Source organism: uncultured Friedmanniella sp., from assembly GCF_964244005.1.
GTDB lineage: Bacteria > Actinomycetota > Actinomycetes > Propionibacteriales > Propionibacteriaceae > Microlunatus.
In genome coordinates, this window is sequence record NZ_CAXTHG010000007.1 from 126,922 (window position 1) to 147,743 (window position 20,822).

A 20,822-nucleotide genomic window follows, 5' to 3' on the forward strand; every position below is an offset into this window, starting at 1 on the left:
CACCATCCCGCCTAGAGGCACGAGAGGAACGCTGATGCGACCGACCACCCGGGCGTTGATCCAGCACTACGTCAACGAGCTCGACCTGCACGGCGACGTCCTGGAGATCGGTGGGCACCGACTGGCCAAGTGTGCGGTGGCAGAGTTTCCGGCCCCGCGGTTCGCCTACCACGACCTCAACCTCGCGGCGTCCGACATCCCGGACACGATCATCGCCGATATCACCGACTGCCGGGCCACCATCCCCGACGAGTCCTTCGACGTCGTCTTCTCCTCTGACGTGTTCGAGCACATCGACCGGCCCTGGCTCGCGGCCGAGGAGATCAGCCGGATCCTGAAGCCCGGGGGGATCGCGATCACCTGGACGCTGTTCTCGTGGCGGAACCACCCCTGCCCGATCGACTACTGGCGCTATTCGGCCGAGTGCCTCGAGTTCCTCTTCGGCGGCCTCGAGCTGCTGGAGAAGGGGTACGACCTCAGCGACCGACGGGCCGACCAGCCCGGTTTCTGGGGCAGCGGGATGGACTCGGTCCCGGTCGACCACCTGGGCGGCTGGCGCGAGCACTGGGCGGTCTACCATGTCGGCCGCAAGGGGCCGGGGTCGCCGGTGACGACCTTCAAGGCCGGCGACCACCCGTTGGCCCGCTTCCTGCGGATGGACACCCAGGGTGTCGTGACGAGCCCCCGGCTCCTCGAGCAGGAGGCGCCGACCATCGCGCGGCGGGCGGAGAACCGGATCGCCGCGTCGACGTCGCGGGTCGAGGCCGCGCAAGCAGGCTTGGCGACGACGTTGGACGAGCTGACCCAGCAGGTCCTCGACCTGTCCAGCCGCCTCGACGCGGTCAGCCGCACCCTGGCGCACCCGCCGCCCACCGACCTGCAACGCCTGTCCCGCAGCCTGCGGCGCCGCGTCCGTACGCTCTCCCCCGGTCGGCGATAGTGGTCGTTCCCGGAAGTTCGTCGGGACCTGCCGTAGCGACCCGGAGGGGTCAGCGACCCCGGAGCTCGCCGACCATGGCGCACTGGAACGAGTCGCGGGCGAAGAGCCCGACCCCGTTCAGGTAGCGGATGACGATGCCCCAGGCGCTGATCAGCGAGGTCTCGGTGTACGGGACGTCCTGTGCGCGGCAGTGCTCGCGGACCAGCAGCCGGGCCTTGGCCAGGTGCGGCCGGGGCATGCTCGGGAAGAGGTGGTGCTCGATCTGGTAGTTCAGACCGCCCATCAGCACGGTCGCCCACCAGCCGCCGGACACGTTGCGGGAGGTGCGGACCTGCTTGTCGAGAAAGTCGAGCTTCGCGTCGCGCGGCACGATCGGCATGCCGACGTGGTTGGGCGCGAAGGACGCCCCCATGTAGAGGCCGAACACCGCGAGCTGGACGCCGAGGAAGGCGAACGCCATCCCCAGCGGCAGCAGCCAGAACAGGATCGTCAGGTAGATCGCGAAGCGGCCGCTGATCAGCCCCAGCTCGAACCAGCGACCCTCGACCTTGCCGCGGCGGAACAGCCCGCGGAAGGAGTGGATGTGCAGGTTGATGCCCTCGAGCAGCAGCAGCGGGAAGAAGAACCAGCCCTGGCGACGGGTGAACCACGCCATCACGCCGGTCCGGCTGGCCGCGTCCTCTTCGACGAAGGAGATCGTGTCGATCTCGATGTCGGGGTCCTTGCCGAGCTTGTTGGGGTTGGCGTGGTGCCGGCTGTGCTTGTTCATCCACCACGCGTAGCTGATGCCGACGAAGAGGGTGGAGAGGATGCGGCCCACCCGGTCGTTCGCGGGACCGGACGCCAGCACCTGACGGTGTGACGCCTCATGACCGAGGAAGGCGAACTGGGTGAAGATCAGGCCCAGCGCGGCGGCGATCAGCAGCTGCAGCCAGGAGCTGTCCAGCAGGATCAGGCCGGTGACCGCGCCACCCAGGGCAAGCATCAGGCCAGCGAAGACCAGCGCGTAGAACCAGCGCGTCCGTCCCTGCAGACCGAGCTCGCGGGAAGCCTGGGCGAGTGCAGTGTAGGTGTGGGTGATCTTGTGGCCGCTACCTTGAGCCGAGGCGGCTCCGGGGGTGCGGATGGGTGTGCTGAACGAGGACAAGGATCCATGCTTCCTACCGGTCCGCGACGAGGCGCCGGGCTGGAAGCTCAGGAACAGGTAACGCCAGTGTAGGCGGGGGTGGGGACCAATAACGAACGTCCGCCGGTTGCCTACCGTCCCAGGAGGCGGACAGGGGAACGCTGTCGACCCCCCCGCGCTACGGTCGCGAGCATGGCACTGCCGACGTGGGCGACGTTCCCGAACCCGGTCAACGACCTGGCCGCGCGGGTGGTGGCGGGCGGAGTTGCGCTGCTGACCATCGTGACCCTGCTCAGCGGCGTCCATGCCCTGGTCCTGCTGCTGGTGCTCGGGTTTGCCGCTCGCGCGCTGGCCGGTCCCCGCTTCAGCCTGCTCGGCCGGCTGGCGACCGGGGTGGTGGCTCCCCGGCTCGGGATGCCGCGATTCGTCCCGGGCCCGCCGAAGCGTTTCGCGCAGCTGATCGGCCTCGTCCTCACGTCGGCGGCCGCCGTGCTCGGGCTCGGTCTGGGGTACGTCGTGCTGGCCAACGGGCTGCTGGTGGTGCTGCTGCTGTTCGCCCTGCTCGAGTCGGTGCTCGGCTTCTGCGCCGGCTGCTGGGTGTTCGGGCAGCTGATGCGGGCCGGCCTGATCAGTCCCGAGGTCTGCGAGGAGTGTGCGTCGGTCTGGACCCGCTACGGCCGCTCGCCCGCCTGACCGCACTTTGCCGTGTTCCCTATACTGGCGCTAGGAAATATCCGGACCACTCTGGGAGAACCTGATGCCCGTCTCGATGAAGTCCTGGCCGCCAACGAGACCTACGCCGCCAGCTTCGGTGACCGCAGAAAGCTGAGGCTGCCACCGGCCCGTCAGTTGAGCGAACTGCTGGCGTCCAGCCTCGAGACCGCGGCGCTCGGACCGGATGGATTCTACGACGTCGGCGCCGGACCGGGCAGCCCGCCTGGCGGCGAGCCCGACGAACTGCTGAGAACCGACATCCGACACGCCGATCCGGAGTGACGCTTTCCCGCAATCCGTGAGCGGGTCACGAGACTCGACCAAGGGTTGTGCTAGATCTGCTGACGCTGAGCGCCAAGGCCTTCGTCCGCTTTCACCAGGCTCTGGCGCGGTGTCGGGTACTCGTCGAACCACCACGTTGAGGGCTGGAACTGCGTGAAGGCCGTCCCGGCGGCTGGCGAAAAAGACTGAGAAGACTTGAGCCGCATAGTCGCGGCTTAGGTCTACTCGATGATTCGCGCGACCGAGTCAGGCCACCGGTACCGGCAGGCTGGTCGGCGGGGCGATCGTGGCCGCGCCCCGGGTGGGCCGCACCCACACCCGCGAGCCGGCGACGAGCTCCAGGGCGTCGACCTGGCCGGGGGTCAGCTGCACCCAGAAGGCCGAGTCGGCGCTGCGCAGGTCGGCGCGCACCTCGAACCCGATCCGCTGCAGCCGCTGGACCTCGGCCGCCACGGTGCCCGGGCGTTCGCTGTCGAAGACGTCGATGTCGTGCGGCCGGACCAGCAGCCCGTCCAGCCGGGTGATCGGGCCGAGGAACTCCATCACGAACTCGTTCGCGGGCCGGTCGTAGAGGTCGTTCGGGCTGCCCACCTGCTCGACCCGGCCGGCATTGATCACGACCAGCTCGTCGGCGACCTCGAGGGCCTCCTCCTGGTCGTGGGTGACGAAGATCGTGGTCACGTGCACCTCGTCGTGCAGCCGGCGCAGCCAGTCGCGCAGCTCCTTGCGGACCTTGGCGTCCAGCGCCCCGAAGGGCTCGTCGAGCAGCAGCACCTTCGGTTCCGCGGCCAGCGCTCGGGCGAGCGCCATCCGCTGCCGCTGTCCGCCGGAGAGCTGCGCGGGCAGCCGGTCGGCGAACTGGTCGAGGTGGACGAGCTCGAGCATCTCGTAGACCCGACGACGGACCTCGGCCTTGGGGCGGTGCCGGACCTCGAGCCCGAAGGCCACGTTGCGAAAGACGCTGAGGTGCTTGAACGCCGCGTAGTGCTGGAAGACGAAACCGACGCCGCGCTGTTGCGGCGGCAGCCGGGTGGCGTCCTCGCCCTCGATCCGGACGGTGCCCGAGTCGGCGGAGTCGAGCCCCGCGATCACCCTCAGCAGCGTCGACTTGCCGCCGCCACTCGGCCCGAGCAGGGCCGTCAGCTGGCCGCTACGGACGTCGACGGTCACGTCGTCGAGCGCCACAAAGCTGCCGAAGCGCTTGGAGATGTTCAAGGCCTGGATGCCCATGGCGGTGCTCCTTCGAGGAGGTTCAGCGGTGGTCGGGGTCGGCGCGGGGCCGCAGCACGGCGACGATGACGATGCAGAGGATGGCGATCGCCACCATCACGAAGCTGATGGCGTATGCGCCGTTCTCGTCGAGGTCGGCGTAGCGCTGCGCGGCCAGCAGCGGCATGGTCTGGGTGGAGCCGAGCACGTTGCCGGCGACGACGCGGACGGCCCCGAACTCACCGAGCGCCCGCGCCAGGCTGAGCACCACCCCGTACGCCAGGGCCCAGCGCACGCTCGGCAGGGTCAGCCGCCAGAGCCGCTGCCACGCTGTCGCGCCCAGCGCGCGGCCCGCCTGTTCCTGCTCGAGCCCGATCTCCTCGAGCACGGGGATCAGCTCGCGCACCACCAGGGGTAGCGACACGAAGCAGGTCGCCAGCACGATGCCGGGCTCGGAGTAGATGACCTGCACCCCGAGCGTCGAGAGCGCGCCGCCGAACCAGCCGTTCTTGCCGTAGACGAGGATCAGCGCGAGGCCGGCGATGACGGGGGAGACCGAGACCGGCAGGTCGATCAGAGCGTTCAGGACCGTCCGGCCGGCGAACCGGTAGCGGGTGATCAGCAGGGCGACGGTCAGACCGAAGACGGTGTTGACCACGACCGCGATCACGGCCACCCGCAGCGACAGTGAGACCGCGGCCACCGCTTCGGGTGAGGTGATCGAGTCGACGAAGTCGCCGACGCCGTCCTCGAACGTCCGGCCCACCATCACCACCAGGGGCAGCACGACGAGCACCAGGACGTAGGCCACGGCCACCAGCCGCAGCCCCCAGCGGGTGCCGGTGCGCCGAGCCGTGGCCGCTCCGCTCTCAGCCACGACGAGCCGTCCGTCGCTGGACGACGCCGAGGCTGATGATCACCACGAGGGCGACGACCAGCAGGACGGTCGCGACCGCCGAGGCGCCGGCGAGGTTGTCGTTCTCGATCTGACCCAGCATCCGGGCGCTGGCCACCTCCGTACGCCGCGGCAGGCTGCCGGAGATCAGCACGACCGAGCCGTACTCGCCAAGCCCACGGGCGAAGGACAGCGCGGCGCCGGCCGCCATCGCCGGGGCGATGTTGGGCAGGATCAGCCGACGGAAGATCGTGAACCGGCTGGCCCCCAGCGAGGCGCCGGCCTCCTCAACGTCCCGCTCGAGCTCCTCGAGCACCGGCTGGACGGCACGCACCACGAAGGGCAGCGTGACGAACAGCAGAGCGACGAAGATCGACCAGCGGGTCTGGGCGAGCACGATCCCGAACGGGCTCTTGTTGCCGTACAGGGCGATCAGCACCAGCCCGGCCACGATGGTGGGCAGGGCGAACGGGACGTCGATCACGAGGCTGAGCAGCGAGCGGCCCCAGAAGCGGTCCCGCACCAGCACCCAGGCGACCAGGGTCCCCATCAACGTGTTGACCACGGTCGCCGCAGCCGCGGTGGCCACCGTGAGCCGGATCGCCGCCGCGACGGCCGGGCTGGTGACGGTGTCGACGAATCCGCTCAGCCCGTCCGTCGTCGAGGCGACCAGGACCGCGACCAGCGGCAGCAGCACCAGCACACTCAGCCAGAGCACCGACAGGCCCAGCGCCAACCCCGAGCCCGCGCCCAGCCGGAGGACGCCCTGGGGCGCGGAGGCCTTCGGTCGGCCAGCGGCAGGGGCCGGGGTCGAGGTCAGGGCTGGCGCACTCACGAGACCGTGTCCTTCTCTCGGGCGCTCACGAGACGCCGCTCGCGTCCTGGATCTGGGTCACGATGCCGTTGTCCTCGTCGAAGAACTTCTTGGCGGCCGCCGGCCAGCCGCCGAGGTCCTCAATCGTGACGAGCTTCTTGACCGTCGGGAACGGGGCGGCCGGGTCGTTCGCGCCCTCGACCTGGCCGGGGTCGACGGAGGCGTTCAGCGGCCGGAAGCCGTGGCTGGCAAAGACCTTCTGACCCGCGTCGGACTCCACGTAGGCCAGGAACTTCTTGGCCGTCTCGGGTGCCTTGACGGTCACCGCACCCGGGTTCTCGATCTTCAGCGTGGTGTCCGGGATGACGTAGTCGACGTCGGCCCCGCTCTGCCGGGCCGCGATGGCCTCGTTCTCGTAGGAGATCAGGACGTCACCGGTCCCACTCGTGAAAGCGCTGGTGGCCTCACGACCGCTGGCCGGCAGGCTGACGACGTTCGCGTAGTACTTGGTCAGGTAGTCCTTGGCCTCAGCCTCGCTGCCGCCATTGGCGGTGATCTGCGACCACGCGGCCAAGACGTTCCAGCGCGCCGAGCCGGACGACCCCGGGTTGGGGGTGACGATCTTGACGCCCGGCTTGATCAGGTCCGCCCAGCCCTTGATGCCCAGCGGGTTGCCCTTGCGGACCACGATCGTGACGACGGAGGTGCTGACGATGCCCTTGCTCGCGTTGGCGTCCCAGTCCTTGGCCACCAGGCCGGCGTCGACCAGCTTGGTCATGTCGGTGCTCAACGAGAAGCCGACGTAGTCCGCGGGCAGGCCGGAGATGACGGCGCGAGCCTGGTCGCCGCTGGCGCCGTAGGAGGACTTCCACTTCACGTCCTTCCCGTCGGCGCTGTCGGCGAAGTCCTTCTGCAGGTCGTCATAAGCCGGCTTGGGCACGGAGAACGCGACCAGGGAGAGCTCGCTGCCCGGGGCCGCAGCCTCACCTCCGCCGCAGGCGGCGAGCAGCAAGCTCATCGCCACCGCGGCTGCCGCCGCGGGTCGTGCCCAGGCCTGTCGTCCGAAGCGACCGCTCATGTCCAACTCCCCTATCCCTACCCGACGACTCGGGAAACTGACAGAAATCTTCGGCCCTCGCGATGGGAGGGTCCAGTCGGTCTCAATCAGTGGACAGACGTCTCAAAACAAGAAATCGTGACGGTCTTGGTGCTTTCGGTCCCACAACCTTGTAGATTGCACGTCACAGGTCGACGCGATGGTGTCGACCGCGGTCAAAAAGTCGGCCGTCCTCCGTGAAGCCTCCTGGAGCGACGATGACGAACAACGTGGCCGAGCACCTCACTGACCGTTCAACGACACCCGTCTGGCTGGACGACCCGTACGGGACCCAGGCCGTGGTGCTGCGCCAGGCGGTGCTGTTCATCGAGCAGAACGCCCACCGCCCGATCGGGATCGCCGACATCGCGGCCGCCTGCCACCGCGGGCCTCGGGCCCTGCAGCTGGCGTTCCGCCGCGGCGCCGACACCACGCCCTGGGCGTACGTACGAGCGGTCCGGCTGGCCCGTGCCCGGCAGGACCTGCTGGCCGGCGACCCGCGGACGGACACCGTCTTCGCGGTCGCGCACCGCTGGGGTTTCACCAACCGCAGCCGTTTCTCCGCCGAGTACCGGGCGGCCTACGGCGAGGCTCCGGGCGCGACGCTCCGGCGTCCCTGGGCCGAGGCGTCGGCCGCCTGAGGGCGGGGCGGCCCTCCCGGGTCCGCTCGTGGCAACTCTCAAGCCCCACTTCCGACCTCTTCCCAACCGGGCACCCTGATATCTAGGCTGCCGTCTCGACGTCTTCGAGGGGCCGGCGCAGCAGGTGCTGCGGCGAGATGTCGCGCCCGATCCCCCTTCCCCGAAGGACCGCCATGTCGCTGCTCCGCCACCCCTCTCGACGGATCGCTGCCGTCGCCTTCGCGGCAGCCGCCGGTCTGGCCGGCCTGTCCCACGTGCCGGCCGCCGCGGCGCCAGCCGCACCGGTACCGGTACCGGCCACGACGACCGCCTCGCAGCTCCCCACCCCCACGCGCGCGGCGCTGAGGGCCGGTGTCGAGCCGGGGAACGCCCCGATGGGCTGGCGTTCAGCGCTGATCAGCCAGCGGGTCACCGCCGGTTCGGGCGGCGTGGCTGCGGCCAAGAAGTTCGTCCCCTCCGGGGTGCTGGGGATCGACGTGTCCAGCCACCAGGGCAAGGTCAGCTGGGCCAAGCACGCCAAGGCGCGCAAGCAGTTCGCCTACGTCAAGGCCACCGAGGGCACCACCTACCGCAACCCGTACTTCCGCGGCCAGTACGACGGTGCCGCCGGTTCGGGGCTGATCCGGGGGGCCTACCACTTCGCGAGCCCGTCGGGCAGCAGCGGGAAGAAGCAGGCGGCCTACTTCGTCAAGCACGGCGGCGCCTGGACCGCCGACGGGCAGACACTGCCGGGCGTCCTGGACATCGAGTACAACCCGTACGGCAAGACCTGCTACGGCCTCAGCAAGAAGAAGATGGTCGCGTGGGTGAACAGCTTCGTGGTCGAGTACAAGCGCCTCACCACCCGCGACGCAGTCATCTACACCACCACCGACTGGTGGACCCGCTGCACGGGCAACACCACGAAGTTCAGCTCGACCAACCCGCTCTGGCTCGCCCGCTACGGCACCAAGGACCCCGGCAAGCTGCCCGGCAGCTGGCAGTGGGCGACCTTCTGGCAGTTCACCTCGACCCCGCTCGACCAGAACCAGTTCAGCGCCAAGTACGCCCGGCTCGTCGTCCTCGCCACGGACCCGGGCTGACCAACCTTGCCCGGGGGGCCGAGAACCCAGTGATGCGCCCGAGCGTGTCCTGGGTGCAGAAAGCCCAGTACCCGCGTCCCGAGCTTGTCGAGGGCCCCGAAGGGGTTGCGCCAGCTCTTCCTCACGCTATTAGCGCAACCTCTTCGAGTCCTTCGACAAGCTCAGGGCGCGTAGGGCTAGCGGACGTCCTGGTCCTCTTCGCTGGCGCCGCCGGCGAGCTCACCCGGGTCGACGGTGCCTTCCGGGTCGTCCTCGATCGACAGGCTGCCGAACTCCTTGCCGTCGGGAAGCGTCCCGGTCCCGGGCGTCTCGCCCTCGGGCAGGCCGTCGTCGGTGGGTGCGGGGGAGATCGACATCGTGGCTCCTGTGCGGGATGGTCGCGTAGAGGTCCCAGCGTAGGGCACGGCTTCCCACCCCGATCGGCTGCGCGACGGCCAGGGGTGGGGAGACGCGCCCGGGGCCTGCCATGCTGAGTCACCGGTCAGCACCGGCCGGCGAGGAGGGCGGACACGTGAGCAGCTGGGTCGAGCACGTCATCTGGTGGCACGTCTATCCGCTCGGCTTCGTGGGCGCCGGGCCCGAGCTGGCGACCGCGCAACCGGAGCCGCACCAGCTCCACCGGTTGCACGGCTGGCTCGACCACCTCGTCGCGCTCGGTTGCAACGGGCTCGCGCTCGGACCGGTCTTCGCGTCGCGGACGCACGGCTACGACACCACCGACTACCTGGCGATCGACCCCCGGCTGGGCGACGACGGCGACTTCGACGCCCTGGTCGCCGCCTGCCGGGAGCGCGGCATCCGGATCCTGCTCGATGGCGTGTTCAACCACGCTGGCCGCGACTTCCCGCCCGTCCGGGACGCGCTGGCGGGCGGCGCGGACTCCGAAGCGGGTCGCTGGATCCACTGGAGCGACGGCTGGCCGGTCTTCTTCGAGGGCCACGACGCGCTGGTCGCGCTCAACCACGGAGCGGTCGAGGTGCAGGACTTCGTGGCCGAGGTGATGATCTCCTGGCTCGAGCGGGGGGCCGACGGCTGGCGGCTGGACGCGGCGTTCGCCGTGCCGCCGGAGTTCTGGGCCGCCGTGGTGCCGCGGGTCCGCGAGCGGTTCCCGGAGGCGTGGTTCGTGGGCGAGATGATCCACGGGCCGTACGACGACTACGTCGCCGCCTCGGGCCTGGACTCGGTCACCCAGTACGAGCTCTGGAAGGCGATCTGGTCCTCCCTCACCGAGGAGAACTTCTGGGAGCTGGACTGGACGCTGGGCCGGCACCGCGACCTGGTGGCCGCTCTCGACCCGCTCACCTTCCTCGGCAACCACGACGTCACCCGGGTGGCCAGCCAGATCGCCGACCCACGGCACGTCCCGCACGCGGTCGCACTGCTGCTCTTCCTGCCCGGAGTGCCGAGCATCTACTACGGCGACGAGTACGGGCTGCGGGCCACCAAGGAGGAACGGTTCGGCGGCGACGACGCCATCCGGCCGGAGATGCCGGCGGCGCCGCACCAGCTGCCCGGTACTGATGACGCCATCTGGTCGGTCTACCAGCGGATGATCAGCCTGCGCCGCCGCTATCCCTGGCTGACCCGGGCGGTGATCCACACCACTGACGTCGCGAACGAGCACCTGGTGGTCGAGGCGGTCGGACCGGACGGCGAAGAGCTCACCCTGGGGCTCAACCTGGCCGACACCCCGTTCCGGCTGCCGCGGGCCGGCGAGGTCGTGGATGCCGGCGCTCCCGTCCAGGACCAGTCGGTCGCCCCGCACTCCTGGGCCGTGCTGCAGCCCTGACGTTAGCCGGCGCGACGTACCGACCGGCCCTCAGGCGGGATGCAGGGCCGGGCGGATGCGGGCCAGCAGCGGTCGGTCCGGGGCGAGCCAGGGCGGGTCGTCGCAGGTGGCGGCGGTGAGCCAGCGCAGCTCGTCGTGGGCGTCGCTGAGCTGCGGGTCGCCGTCGGTGATCTCGCACCACCACACCCGCATCTCCAGGCCCGCCGTCAGCGGCCAGGCCGTGCCAACGGCTGGCCGCAGCTCGTCGCCGCAGCGGATGCGGACCCCCAGCTCCTCGTCGATCTCGCGGTGCAGCGCCTCCAGCGGCGCCTCACCCGGCTCGACCTTGCCGCCGGGCAGCTCCCACTGACCGGCGAGCGCCAGCGGCCGGGTCCGTCGTGCCGCGAGAATCTCGGTCGGGCGGTCGAGGCGGTCCACGATCACCGCGCCGACCACCAGCTGCCGTCCATCCACCGGCTCACCGTAGTCGGGCGCGGAACAGAACGCCGACGACCGGTGTTGCTCGCGTCGATGGCGCGAAAACCCGTTGCCCGCCCGGCGTACGCCTCCTACGGTCCGATGAGTTCTGCGGCCCGGCGAGGTCTGCCTCGGGCACAGGCACGGCACCGGCGCCGGACGACCAAGAACCACGACGCGAAGGACGGTGGCATGACCGCCACGGACAGAGACGGGTCGGCCACCGCGACCACCGAGCCGACGGTGCGGTCCGGAGCCAGCGACACCCGGGTGATCATGACCCTGCTGGTCGCCACCTTCGTCGTGATCTTGAACGAGACGATCATGGGCGTCGCCCTGCCGCACCTGATGAGCGACCTCGGGGTCGCCGCGTCGACCGTGCAGTGGCTGTCCACGGCCTTCCTGCTCACGATGGGCGTCGTCATCCCGACGACCGGCTTCCTGCTGCAGCGGCTGCCGACCCGGACGGTCTTCCTGCTGGCCATGAGCCTGTTCTCGACCGGCACCCTGGTCGCGGCGCTGGCGAACGGCTTCTGGATGCTGCTGGTGGCGCGGGTGGTGCAGGCCTCGGGAACGGCGATCATGCTGCCGCTGTTGATCACCACCATCTTGACCCTGGTGCCGATCGAGCGCCGCGGCGTCGTGATGGGCAACGTCAGCATCGCCATCTCGGTGGCGCCGGCCATCGGACCGACCGTCTCCGGCGTCATCCTGCAGTACCTGTCGTGGCGCTTCATGTTCGTGATCGTGCTGCCGATCGCCCTCGCCGCCCTGGTGCTCGGTTCGCGCCAGCTCGGCACGGTGAACGCCGCCGGGCACCAGCGTCTCGACGTCATCTCGGTGCTGTTGTCGGTGCCCGCGTTCGGCGGTCTGGTGTACGGGCTGAGCCGGCTCGGCGAAGCCGCCACCGACGGCTACCGCACCGCTCTGGTCTTCCTCGCGATCGGCGTGGTCGGGCTGGTGGCCTTCGGCTGGCGCCAGCAGCGGCTGGCCCACGGCTCGGGTGACCCGCTGCTCGACCTGCGCGCCTTTCGCTACCCGATGTTCAGCGTCAGCCTGACGATGCTCTGCATCGCGATGGTCGCGCTGTTCGGCGTCCTCATCCTGCTGCCGATCTACCTGCAGACCGTCCGCGGCTTCGACTCGCTGCAGACCGGTCTGCTGCTGCTGCCGGGCGGCCTGCTGATGGGTCTGATGGGACCGGTCGTCGGTCGGCTCTTCGACCGCTACGGGCCCAAGGGGCTGTCCACCTTCGGCTCGGTCCTGCTGGTCGTGACGCTGTGGCGGCTCAGCACCGTCGATCCCGCAACGCCGGCCTGGCTGCTGGTCGCCTACCACCTGGTGCTGTCGCTCGGGCTCGCCTGTCTGTTCACCCCGGCCTTCACCACCGCGCTGAACCCGCTGCCGCCGTCTCTCTACTCCCACGGCAGCGCGATCCTCTCCACGCTGCAGCAGGTCGCGGGGGCGGCCGGTACGGCGTTGCTGGTCGGCATCTACGCCGGCCGGGCGGCCACGCTCGCCGGCAGCGGCACGCCCGCGCTGCTGGCCTCGGGCGAGGGGCTGCAACGGGCCTTCGCGGTGGCGGCCGTGGTCGGTGTCGGCGCGGTGATCTGTGCGCTCTTCCTCACCTCCACCGCACCTGAGTCCGGTGCCGCTGAGCCGGAGTCCGGAGCCGAGCTCGAGGTCCAGGCCGAGCTGCGCTAGGAGGGTGGCGTTTGACACCACCTTTCGAGGTCCTGCCGAGGCTCAGGAGCCGCCGGTGGACGCACGGGCGACGAGCCGGTGAGGGACGACGTAGGCCCGGCCGGGTGAGCGGTCGCCCTCGATCCGGCGGATCAGGGCGGCCATCGTCTGCTGGCCCAGGGCCGGCAGGTCGGAGGCGATCGTGGTCAAGGTGGGCGTCACGTACTGGTCTTCGGCGATGTCGTCCCAGCCGAGCACGGCGACGTCCTCGGGCACCCGCCGGCCGAGCCGCTGCAGCGCCCGGACCGCTCCGATGGCCATCAGGTCGCTCGCGCACACCAGACCGTCCAGGTCCGGGACCCGCACCAGCATCTCGGCGGCGCCACGTTCGCCGGAGTCGCGGTCGAAGTTGAGCCCTGGTCCGACCCCGCCGTCCGGCTCGAGGAGGCCGTGCTCGCCCAGGGCCCGCCGGTAGCCGGCCAGCCGCACCTCCCCCAGCGCGCCCGGCCGGCCGGGTTCGGCGCCGAGGTAGCCCAACCGGCGTCGTCCCCGGTCCACGAGGTGTGCGACGGCGTCGGCGGCCGAGCCCCGGTCGTCGATGGCGACGTAGTCGGCGGTGCTTCCGGGCAGGAACTGGCCGAGCAGCACCAGCGGCACGTCCCGGCTCCGCGCCGCCAGCTGGTCGGGCTTCAGGGCGAAGGGGCTGATGATCACCCCGTCGATCCCGTGGCCCGGATAGCCGGACGCCGCCTGGTGCTCCTGCTCGGGCCGACCACCGGTCTCATCGATCAGCAACCGATAGCCGGACGCGGACGCCGCGGCGATCAGGGCGTGGGCGAGCGAGGCCAGGTAAGGCTCGTCGATCCGCGGCACCACCAGGGTGATCAGGTGGCTCCGGCCGCTCTGCAGCTGGCGACCCGCACGGGACGGCCGATAGTCGAGGTCCTCGATCGCCGCCAGCACCCGGGCCCGGGTCGTCTGCTTCACGTACGGCCGCTCGTGCACCACGTTGGTGACCGTCTTCGGCGAGACGCCGGCCAGCGCCGCCACGTCCTTGATGCCCGCCGCCTTGATCCCGGCCGCCTTGATCCCTGCCGCCTTGGCTTCCGCTGTCGTGACTCCTGCTGTCGTGACTCCGGTTGCCGTGACTCCGGTTGCCGTGACTCCGGTTGCCGTGAGGCTGGCCGGTTGGACGCCTCCGCCCCCCGACCCGGCCGCGGGAGGGGTCGCGCGAGTCGTGGGGAAAGAGGTCATGCCTCGTTTCTACCGGAAACCTTGACAAGGCGACAGACGTCCGCGATGGTTTTCTCACGTAAGAAGTTTCAACGTGATAATCAACGGCGACGGAGCCGGCCGGTCGGTTGCGGCTGTGTCGCCGGCCCGCCGCACGACCACTCCCATCGACAAGGAAGTCACGTGGACGCTCGTAAACCCCTGGTCCTGCTCGCCTCCTCAGCGCTCGCGCTGAGCCTGACGGCCTGCTTCGGCGGCTCACCGACGGCTGAGCAGTCGACCGGCCCCGCAGGTCTCCAGCGGACCGGTCGAGATCCGGTACCTGATCGGCCAGCCCGAGAGCCCCAAGGACCTCGACAACATCAAGGCCGACCTCAAGAAGTTCGAGGAGACGAGCGGCGGGGTCACCGTCAAGCTCGACGTGGTGCCGAGCGAGAACGTCAAGACGATCCTGCAGACCCAGCTGCGCTCGGGCAACGGACCCGACGTCTTCGGCTACGACACCGGTCCCGGCTTCGCCGGCGCGCTGGCCAAGGCCGGCCTGGTGCACGACCTGACGGACGCGTACGCGAAGAACAACTGGCCGGTGTACGACTTCGCCAAGCAGCGGGTGACCTTCGGCGGCAAGCTCGTCGGCATCCCCAGCCAGCTGGAGGAGGTCGGCCTGTTCTACAACAAGGACATCTTCGCCAAGCTGGGTCTAGCCGAGCCGCAGAGCGTCGACGACCTGATGGCGGCCGCCACCAAGATCAAGGACGCGGGCTACATCCCGATGGGGGTCAGCGACAAAGAGGGCTGGCAGGGCGGCCACCTGCTGAGCATGGCTCTGTCCAGCGAGGTCGGCAGCACCGGCATGGACAAGCTGATCGCCGGCGAGACGCCCTGGAACGACCCGACCGTGGTCAAGGCGCTCTCGATCTGGGACGAGATGAGCAAGCAGAAGCTGCTCACCCCCTCACCCACCGCGGTCACCTACGACAACGCGAACGCACTGTTCTACTCCGGCAAGGCCGCGATCGCCCCGACCGGCAGCTGGCTCGCCCAGGACATCGAGCGGAACGCCAAGTTCAAGGTGGGATTCATCCCCTTCCCCGCTTCGGCCAGCAAGGGCATCTTCAGCGGCGGACTCGGCTCGGGCACCTTCATCTCCGCCAGCAGCAAGAAGATCGAGGCGTCGGAGAAGTTCCTCAACTACCAGATCAGTCCCGAGCACGGCCGCTGGGCGGTCGAGACGCTGCAGGACATCCCGGCCTTCCCGGTGGACACCTCAGGCATCAAGGCCACGCCGCTGTTCACCCAGATCCTCGACGACACCGGCAAGATCGCCGACGGCACCGGGGACTTCGGCTACAACATCGACGTGCTGACCAACGACACCTTCAACAACGCCATGGGCAAGGGCATCCAGGGCATCCTGAGCGGTCAGAGCACCCCCGACAAGGTCGCCGAGCAGCTGCAGAAGAACTTCAAGAAGCCGACGGCCTGACGTGGCCGCTGTCCTCAGCCACGCACCACGGGTGACCCGCCGGGCGCAGCAGCGACTGGGCGTCCTCCTGGTCGTCCCGGTGACGGTGATGATGGTGCTGTTCTTCCTGCTGCCGCTGGGGAACTCGCTGGTCTACTCCGTCGTCGACTTCGACGGGCTCAGCACCAACCCCCCGTTCGTCGGTCTGGCCAACTTCAAGGAGATGTTCACCGACGACCTGGTCTGGCACGCCCTGCAGAACAACGCCGTCTGGATCGTGCTCGGGACGGCGGCACCTCTGGTCCTCGGTCTGGCCATCGCCCTGCTGCTGTGGGGCGTCGGGCGCGGCAGCCTGATCTACCGGCTGTGCTTCTTCCTGCCGTACGTCCTGCCGGGGGTGGCGATCGGCATCGTCTGGGGCTGGATCTACGACCCGGTCCAGGGCCTGTTGAACAAGGCCCTCGGGGCGGTCGGGCTGTCCGCGCTGGAGCGCGGCTGGCTCGGTGACCCGAAGACGGCGCTGTAAGCGATCCTGGTCACCGCCGTCTGGGGCGGGACCGGCTTTGCCGTGGTGATCTTCATCTCCGCGCTCCGCAACGTCGACGTCGAGCTGGTCGACGCCAGCCGGATCGACGGCGCGGTCGGGCTGGCGCGACTCTGGTACATCATCCTGCCGCAGATCATGCCGGTGTTCCTGATGGTGCTGACCCTGACGCTGGTGGGCGGGTTCAGCGTCTTCGACATCATCTTCATCATGACCGGCGGCGGTCCGGCGGGGGCGACCGACGTGATCGGCACGTACGCCTACACCAACGCCTTCCAGCTCAGCCGGATCGGCTACGGCACCACCTTGGCGCTGTTGATCACCGTCTTGTCCGTCCCGTGTGCGGTCGCGTTGAACCGCCTGCAACGGCGGCTCTCGCTGCAGGGGACCGGCGCCTGATGGCCACCACCACTTCTGCGCTCCCGATCCTGCCGGTGAAGTCGCCCGAGCCCAGCCGGCCGGCCGGGCCCAGCCGGACGTTCGGCCGTCGGCGGGTCACGCTGGCGGTCCGACACCTGGTGTTGATCATGCTCTCGGTGACCACGATCATCCCGGTCCTGCTCGTGGTCTCGACCTCGCTCAAGACCGAGAGCGACGTCAAGGTCAACCCGTTCGGGCTGTTCACCTCGTTCTCGTGGAGCAGCGTGCGGGCGGCGTGGTTCGACGGCCACTTCAGCGACTACCTGCTGAACAGCTTCCTGCTCTCGGTCCCCAGCACGGTGTTGATCTTGGTCATCTCGACCATGGCCGGTTACACCTTTGCCCGGCTGCCGTTCCCGGGCCGGTCGGTCCTGTTCTACCTGGTGGTGCTGGGCCTGCTGGTGCCGTTCTTCACCTACATGATCCCGCTCTACTTCCAGCTGCGGTCGATGGGCCTGCTCGACACCCTGCCCGGCGTGATCTTGGTGCTGACGTCGACCGGGATCTCGTTCGGGACCTTCTTCATGCGGGCCTTCTTCTCCGACCTGCCTGAGGAGCTCGAGCAGGCGGCGCGGATCGACGGCTGCTCGGAGTGGCGCATCTTCACCCGGGTGATGCTGCCGCTGGTCACCTCCGGTATCGGCGCGCTGGCCGTCTTCACCTTCCTGAGCACCTGGAACAACTTCCTGGTGCCGCTGCTCTACCTGCCCGGCGGCAGCTTCCGACCCCTGACCGCTGGTCTCTACAACTTCATGGGCGGCCGCTCGATCGACATCGGCCCGCTCGCCGCCGGCACCTTGATCACCATCGTGCCGGTGATCATCCTCTTCGTCGTCCTGCAGAAGCAGGTGACCGCCGGCTTCATTTCCGGCGCCGTCAAGGGCTGAGAACCACGCGTCCTGAGCTTGTCGAAAACCTCGAAGAGGTTGCGCTTCCCGTCCCCAGACCATGATCAACTCCACCCGAAAGAGAGCTCCACCATGCCGTCAGTGATCAGGTTCACCTCCCCGCACGAGTCGGAGGTGGTCGAGGAACCGCTGGCCCCGCTCGGGCCCGACCAGGTCCGGCTGCGCACGCTCTACTCCGGCATCTCGGCCGGGACCGAGCTCACCGCCTACCGGGGGAGCAACCCGTACCTGACCAAGAAGTGGGAGGACGACTCCCGGCTCTTCGTCGAGGGCTCCACCAGCTTTTCCTACCCGGTCGACGGCTGGGGCTACGAGGAGGTCGGCGAGGTCACCGAGCTCGGCGCCGAGGCCGCGGGCCTGGCCGTCGGCGACCGTGTCTGGGGCACCTGGGGCCACCGCGCGTACACGGTGCAGCGGGCCGACAAGGCGGCGGCCCGGATCCTCGACCCGGCCGCTGACCCCCGGGTCGGCATCTTTTCCCAGATCGGTGCCATCGGGCTGAACGTCGTGCTGGACGCCGACATCCACGTCGGTGAGACGGTGGCCGTGTTCGGACTGGGCGTCCCCGGCCAGATCGCGGCCCAGCTGGCCCGGCTGAACGGGGCGCGGGTGATCGGCGTGGACAACATCGCCGGCCGGCGCGCACTCGCGTCCGAGCTGGGGGCCGACGTCGTCCTGGACGCGGGCGAGGGCCAGGTGGCCGAACGGATCCGCGACCTGACCGGCGGCCGGGGTGCCGACGTCTGCCTGGAGGTGACCGGCAACTACCGCGCGCTGCACGAGGCCATCCGTTCGGTCGCCTACAGCTCCCGGGTCTGCGCCGCCGGCTTCATGCAGGGCGACGGGGTCGGGCTGCGGCTGGGGGAGGAGTTCCACCACAACCGGGTGCAGGTCGTCTGCTCACAGATCTCGGGCGTCGCGCCGGCCCTGCAGCACCGCTGGGACGACTACCGGCTCGCCCGGACCGCGATGGACCTGGCCGTCTCGGGCCGGCTGCGGCTGACCGACCTGATCTCGCACACGATGCCGATGGCGGAGGCCCCGGCCGCGTTCCGGCTGCTCGACGAGCACCCCGAACAGGCCCTGCAGGTCGTGCTGAGCTTCGACGAGGCTGCTGCGACATCGGCTGCGGGGACATCGGCTGCAGGGACATCGGCTGCAGGGACATCGGCTGCAGGGGCGGCCGCATGAGCGTCCGGCTGGCGGCACAGGAGTCGACCCTGCCGGGGGCGAACCTGATGGAGAAGTTCCAGTTCACCCTCGACTGCGGCTTCGACGGCATCGAGCTCTCCGGTCAGGGCGGCGGGATCTTCGGCGCCCGGGCTGAGGAGCTACGCCTGGCCCGGGCCGCGGGGGTGGTGATGTGCTCGGCGGTGATGCACACGCCGACCTTCCTGGGCACGTTCGCCCCGGAGGGCCGTCAGACCGCGATCGCCGACCTCAAGGTGCTGCTGAGCACCATCGTCGAGGCTGGCGGGCTGGGCATCGTGAGCCCGAACGCGTTCGGGGTCTTCTCGACCAAGCTGCCGCCCTTCGACCCGCCCCGCAGCGCCGAGGAGTCGCGTCGGCTGCTCGTGGAGGCGCTGGTCGAGCTCGGCGAGCACGCGGTGTCCGTGGGCGCCCAGCTCTTCCTCGAGCCGCTCAACCGCTACGAGGACTACCTGGTCAACACCCTCGCCGACGCGGTCTCGATCGTCGAGGAGGTCGGCTCGCCCGGCGTTGCGGTGATCGCGGACACCTACCACATGTCGATCGAGGAAGCCGACTGCGCGGCGTCGATCATGGCGGCGGGCGCCCACATCCGGCACGTCCAGCTGGGGGACAGCAACCGGCTGGAGCCCGGGGCGGGCCACTACGACTGGCCGGCCACGCTGGCGGCGCTGAACAGGATCGACTTCGACGGCTGGCTGGCCATGGAGTGCGGGCTCAGCGGACCCACCGGTGAGGTGCTGCCGAAGGTGGCCACGCTGCTCAGAGCCTGACCAACGAAGACGGTGCTGCGGTGTGCCGGTTACTCACGGCACACCGCAGCACGGTCTTCGGCGAGCACCGCCGAGGGGCCTTGGCCCGAACCGGCGCCGGTGTAGTTTCGGCACATGGACGAGCGGGGATGACCGCCGGGCGCCCTGGGCCGGTGGAGAGCCGGCTGCCGGCTCTGCTGAACGGCGCGCCCGCGGCCCCACCGCCGTCGCCCTGGTGGAACCGGGCCTCCGTCGCCGCCGGGGCCGGGGCGCTCGGCTTCTTCGTCGCGACCGCGGGGACGGCACCTGACGTCTGGGGCGTCGGCGGCACCGCGCTCGTGGCCGCCGCGGTCGGGCTGCGCTACAAGGGTCGGACCCCGCGGCGTCGGTACCCGCACCTCGGCAAGGCGCTGCCGGCCTGGCGGGCCGCCGGCGCGACGCCGGCTCAGCTGGAGATCCTCGACGAGGCGCACCGGATCCGAGCCCTCACCCCGCCGGTGGGCTACCGGGACCGCCGTACCGTGATCAACCCGTTGGCCGACGCCTACGCGATCTACACCTCACCGGCCTGGCGGGACCCCTGGCTCGCCGACCACCAGCTCACCATCGACCCCGTCGCCGAGGCGGCCGAGATCATCGACTACGTGCACCGGGTGACCGACGTGCTCGGCGAGGTACGCAGCCGGGCGGTGCGGGTACCGCCCGGCTCGGCCGCCCGCCGGACCTACGCCGACTACGAGCGGGCCCTGCTCACCTCCCTCGACGACGGGCTGCGCCGGACGCGGGCGCTCAGTGCCTACCGCGCCGAGGTCGCTCGGCTGGCGGCCGTCCTGGCGACCTCGCGAGCCCTGCCCGAAGCCGAGGCCTTCGCCGACCGGGTGCTCGACGTGGTCTCGGAGTCGGCGCGGCAGGAGCTCGCGGCGGCTCAGCTCGACGACAGCCGGGCCCAGCTGCGGCTGCTCGAGTCGGGTCTGCGTGAGATCACCGACCTGCTCGGCAGCCAGCCCGTACCGCCTCCCACGCTGCGCCCGTCGCTCTGACCTCGATCCGCCCGCCCGTTGTCAGTGGCTCCGGCTAGCGTGCTGACCACGAGGCAGGCCCGGCGAGGGATGGAGGACAGCGGTGGAGGCAGTGAGCTGGCAGCTGGTGATCGACGCGCGGGACCCGCACGCGCTGGCCGACTTCTGGGCGGCCGCCCTGGGGGCCGAGGTGGAGGACAACGCCGGGCTGATCGAAGGGTTGCTCGCGGCGGGTCATGCGCAGCAGTCCGACACGCTGGTGCACCGGGGCCGGCTGAGCTGGCGCGACCTGACCGCCGTTCGGGGTGCCGGTCCGCGGATCCTGCTGCAGCGGGTGCCGGAGGACAAGGCGGTCAAGAACCGGCTGCACGTGGACCTGAACGTGTCGTCGGGTCCGGGCGGCAAGGAGCGGCTGCGCGGAGAGGTCGACCGCCTCGTGGCGCTGGGAGCCGTCGAGTGCCGGGAGTGGCGCGAGCCCGGTGGGCACTGGATCGCCATGACCGATCCGGAGGGAAACGAGTTCGACGTGCAGTGAGCCAGATCAG

23 protein-coding genes are annotated in these 20,822 nt (G+C 70.0%); 15 read left to right on the plus strand and 8 right to left on the minus strand.

Translation table 11 applies throughout. The features are described from left to right. Window positions 1–34 precede the first annotated feature (34 nt). Entirely contained in the window at window positions 35–940 is a 906-nt protein-coding gene (locus tag ACFE76_RS06530) for a class I SAM-dependent methyltransferase (protein ID WP_375430930.1), read from the plus strand. Window positions 941–989: 49 nt separating this feature from the next. Here the strand turns inward: ACFE76_RS06530 and ACFE76_RS06535 are convergent, their stop codons facing one another. After that, entirely contained in the window at window positions 990–2,087 is a 1,098-nt protein-coding gene (locus ACFE76_RS06535; protein WP_375430931.1) for a fatty acid desaturase family protein, read from the minus strand. Window positions 2,088–2,258: 171 nt separating this feature from the next. On the opposite strand from ACFE76_RS06535, the gene ACFE76_RS06540 reads away from it, so the two are divergent. Beyond that, window positions 2,259–2,759 carry a DUF4395 domain-containing protein gene (locus tag ACFE76_RS06540; RefSeq protein WP_375430932.1) on the plus strand — a complete coding sequence of 167 codons (501 nt, stop codon included), beginning with the start codon at window positions 2,259–2,261 and terminating at the stop codon, window positions 2,757–2,759. A gap of 12 nt (window positions 2,760–2,771) precedes the next feature. Continuing rightward, window positions 2,772–3,062: a hypothetical protein gene (locus tag ACFE76_RS06545; RefSeq protein ID WP_375430933.1), complete on the plus strand. Its 291-nt coding sequence runs from the start codon at window positions 2,772–2,774 to the stop codon at window positions 3,060–3,062. 246 nt (window positions 3,063–3,308) lie between these two features. On the opposite strand, the gene ACFE76_RS06550 is transcribed toward ACFE76_RS06545, so the two are convergent. From ACFE76_RS06550 to ACFE76_RS06565, 4 genes are read right to left on the minus strand one after another with little or no spacing between them, the layout of a single operon-like run. Next, window positions 3,309–4,292: a sulfate/molybdate ABC transporter ATP-binding protein gene (locus tag ACFE76_RS06550; RefSeq protein ID WP_375430934.1), complete on the minus strand. Its 984-nt coding sequence runs from the start codon at window positions 4,290–4,292 to the stop codon at window positions 3,309–3,311. Between the two features lie 22 nt (window positions 4,293–4,314). Further along, window positions 4,315–5,148 (minus strand): sulfate ABC transporter permease, encoded by an 834-nt coding sequence (locus ACFE76_RS06555; protein WP_375430935.1) that lies wholly within the window; start codon window positions 5,146–5,148, stop codon window positions 4,315–4,317. Then, window positions 5,141–6,001 carry a sulfate ABC transporter permease subunit CysT gene (gene cysT, locus ACFE76_RS06560; protein WP_375430936.1) on the minus strand — a complete coding sequence of 287 codons (861 nt, stop codon included), beginning with the start codon at window positions 5,999–6,001 and terminating at the stop codon, window positions 5,141–5,143. Before cysT ends, ACFE76_RS06555 begins: the two co-directional genes overlap by 8 nt. A 25-nt stretch (window positions 6,002–6,026) precedes the next feature. Further along, window positions 6,027–7,058, minus strand: coding sequence for a sulfate ABC transporter substrate-binding protein (locus tag ACFE76_RS06565; RefSeq protein ID WP_375430937.1), 1,032 nt, complete (start codon window positions 7,056–7,058; stop codon window positions 6,027–6,029). Window positions 7,059–7,294: 236 nt separating this feature from the next. On the opposite strand from ACFE76_RS06565, the gene ACFE76_RS06570 reads away from it, so the two are divergent. Beyond that, complete coding sequence (locus ACFE76_RS06570) at window positions 7,295–7,717, plus strand: helix-turn-helix transcriptional regulator (protein ID WP_375430938.1); 423 nt, start codon at window positions 7,295–7,297, stop codon at window positions 7,715–7,717. A 173-nt stretch (window positions 7,718–7,890) separates the two neighbouring features. Continuing rightward, window positions 7,891–8,799: a GH25 family lysozyme gene (locus ACFE76_RS06575; protein WP_375430939.1), complete on the plus strand. Its 909-nt coding sequence runs from the start codon at window positions 7,891–7,893 to the stop codon at window positions 8,797–8,799. Window positions 8,800–8,975: 176 nt separating this feature from the next. Here ACFE76_RS06575 and ACFE76_RS06580 read toward each other — a convergent pair whose 3' ends face one another. Beyond that, window positions 8,976–9,155, minus strand: a complete 180-nt coding sequence (locus tag ACFE76_RS06580; protein ID WP_375430940.1) for a hypothetical protein — start codon at window positions 9,153–9,155, stop codon at window positions 8,976–8,978. A gap of 110 nt (window positions 9,156–9,265) precedes the next feature. Between ACFE76_RS06580 and ACFE76_RS06585 the strand changes: the two genes are divergently transcribed. Beyond that, the gene (locus ACFE76_RS06585) at window positions 9,266–10,588 is read left to right on the plus strand and encodes an alpha-amylase family glycosyl hydrolase (protein ID WP_375430941.1); all 1,323 of its coding nucleotides are present in this window, start codon (window positions 9,266–9,268) and stop codon (window positions 10,586–10,588) included. A 30-nt stretch (window positions 10,589–10,618) separates the two neighbouring features. Here the strand turns inward: ACFE76_RS06585 and ACFE76_RS06590 are convergent, their stop codons facing one another. Next, window positions 10,619–11,041, minus strand: coding sequence for a (deoxy)nucleoside triphosphate pyrophosphohydrolase (locus ACFE76_RS06590; RefSeq protein WP_375430942.1), 423 nt, complete (start codon window positions 11,039–11,041; stop codon window positions 10,619–10,621). 195 nt (window positions 11,042–11,236) lie between these two features. Here ACFE76_RS06590 and ACFE76_RS06595 point away from each other — a divergent pair, with 195 nt between their 5' ends. Then, on the plus strand, window positions 11,237–12,748 hold the full coding sequence (locus tag ACFE76_RS06595; protein WP_375430943.1) for a DHA2 family efflux MFS transporter permease subunit: 1,512 nt from the start codon (window positions 11,237–11,239) through the stop codon (window positions 12,746–12,748). 42 nt (window positions 12,749–12,790) lie between these two features. Here the strand turns inward: ACFE76_RS06595 and ACFE76_RS06600 are convergent, their stop codons facing one another. Continuing rightward, a complete protein-coding gene (locus tag ACFE76_RS06600; RefSeq protein ID WP_375430944.1) occupies window positions 12,791–13,981 on the minus strand; it encodes a LacI family DNA-binding transcriptional regulator in 1,191 nt (396 codons plus the stop codon). Between the two features lie 340 nt (window positions 13,982–14,321). On the opposite strand from ACFE76_RS06600, the gene ACFE76_RS06605 reads away from it, so the two are divergent. The 8 genes from ACFE76_RS06605 to ACFE76_RS06640 all read left to right on the plus strand — a co-directional run bounded on the left by ACFE76_RS06605 (window position 14,322) and on the right by ACFE76_RS06640 (window position 20,812). Next, window positions 14,322–15,446 (plus strand): ABC transporter substrate-binding protein, encoded by a 1,125-nt coding sequence (locus ACFE76_RS06605; RefSeq protein WP_375430964.1) that lies wholly within the window; start codon window positions 14,322–14,324, stop codon window positions 15,444–15,446. A 31-nt stretch (window positions 15,447–15,477) separates the two neighbouring features. Next, window positions 15,478–15,951 (plus strand): carbohydrate ABC transporter permease, encoded by a 474-nt coding sequence (locus ACFE76_RS06610; RefSeq protein ID WP_375430945.1) that lies wholly within the window; start codon window positions 15,478–15,480, stop codon window positions 15,949–15,951. A gap of 6 nt (window positions 15,952–15,957) precedes the next feature. Further along, window positions 15,958–16,368, plus strand: a complete 411-nt coding sequence (locus ACFE76_RS06615) for a carbohydrate ABC transporter permease (RefSeq protein WP_375430965.1) — start codon at window positions 15,958–15,960, stop codon at window positions 16,366–16,368. Beyond that, window positions 16,368–17,276, plus strand: a complete 909-nt coding sequence (locus tag ACFE76_RS06620; protein WP_375430946.1) for a carbohydrate ABC transporter permease — start codon at window positions 16,368–16,370, stop codon at window positions 17,274–17,276. The genes ACFE76_RS06615 and ACFE76_RS06620 overlap by 1 nt, the downstream gene beginning before the upstream one ends. 93 nt (window positions 17,277–17,369) lie before the next feature. Then, complete coding sequence (locus ACFE76_RS06625; protein WP_375430947.1) at window positions 17,370–18,488, plus strand: zinc-binding dehydrogenase; 1,119 nt, start codon at window positions 17,370–17,372, stop codon at window positions 18,486–18,488. Beyond that, window positions 18,485–19,279: a sugar phosphate isomerase/epimerase family protein gene (locus tag ACFE76_RS06630; protein ID WP_375430948.1), complete on the plus strand. Its 795-nt coding sequence runs from the start codon at window positions 18,485–18,487 to the stop codon at window positions 19,277–19,279. Before ACFE76_RS06625 ends, ACFE76_RS06630 begins: the two co-directional genes overlap by 4 nt. A gap of 128 nt (window positions 19,280–19,407) precedes the next feature. Beyond that, the gene (locus ACFE76_RS06635; RefSeq protein WP_375430949.1) at window positions 19,408–20,298 is read left to right on the plus strand and encodes a hypothetical protein; all 891 of its coding nucleotides are present in this window, start codon (window positions 19,408–19,410) and stop codon (window positions 20,296–20,298) included. Window positions 20,299–20,380: 82 nt separating this feature from the next. Beyond that, on the plus strand, window positions 20,381–20,812 hold the full coding sequence (locus tag ACFE76_RS06640; RefSeq protein WP_375430950.1) for a VOC family protein: 432 nt from the start codon (window positions 20,381–20,383) through the stop codon (window positions 20,810–20,812). Window positions 20,813–20,822: the final 10 nt, after the last annotated feature.

Coding starts and splice junctions, on each gene's coding strand:
- ACFE76_RS06530 (WP_375430930.1), top strand. CDS start 35: ATGCGACCGACCACCCGGGCGTTGATCCAGCACTACGTCAACGAGCTC.
- ACFE76_RS06540 (WP_375430932.1), top strand. CDS start 2,259: ATGGCACTGCCGACGTGGGCGACGTTCCCGAACCCGGTCAACGACCTG.
- ACFE76_RS06550 (WP_375430934.1), bottom strand. CDS start 4,292: ATGGGCATCCAGGCCTTGAACATCTCCAAGCGCTTCGGCAGCTTTGTG.
- ACFE76_RS06565 (WP_375430937.1), bottom strand. CDS start 7,058: ATGAGCGGTCGCTTCGGACGACAGGCCTGGGCACGACCCGCGGCGGCA.
- ACFE76_RS06570 (WP_375430938.1), top strand. CDS start 7,295: ATGACGAACAACGTGGCCGAGCACCTCACTGACCGTTCAACGACACCC.
- ACFE76_RS06575 (WP_375430939.1), top strand. CDS start 7,891: ATGTCGCTGCTCCGCCACCCCTCTCGACGGATCGCTGCCGTCGCCTTC.
- ACFE76_RS06580 (WP_375430940.1), bottom strand. CDS start 9,155: ATGTCGATCTCCCCCGCACCCACCGACGACGGCCTGCCCGAGGGCGAG.
- ACFE76_RS06585 (WP_375430941.1), top strand. CDS start 9,266: ATGCTGAGTCACCGGTCAGCACCGGCCGGCGAGGAGGGCGGACACGTG.
- ACFE76_RS06595 (WP_375430943.1), top strand. CDS start 11,237: ATGACCGCCACGGACAGAGACGGGTCGGCCACCGCGACCACCGAGCCG.
- ACFE76_RS06600 (WP_375430944.1), bottom strand. CDS start 13,981: ATGACCTCTTTCCCCACGACTCGCGCGACCCCTCCCGCGGCCGGGTCG.
- ACFE76_RS06620 (WP_375430946.1), top strand. CDS start 16,368: ATGGCCACCACCACTTCTGCGCTCCCGATCCTGCCGGTGAAGTCGCCC.
- ACFE76_RS06625 (WP_375430947.1), top strand. CDS start 17,370: ATGCCGTCAGTGATCAGGTTCACCTCCCCGCACGAGTCGGAGGTGGTC.
- ACFE76_RS06630 (WP_375430948.1), top strand. CDS start 18,485: ATGAGCGTCCGGCTGGCGGCACAGGAGTCGACCCTGCCGGGGGCGAAC.
- ACFE76_RS06635 (WP_375430949.1), top strand. CDS start 19,408: ATGACCGCCGGGCGCCCTGGGCCGGTGGAGAGCCGGCTGCCGGCTCTG.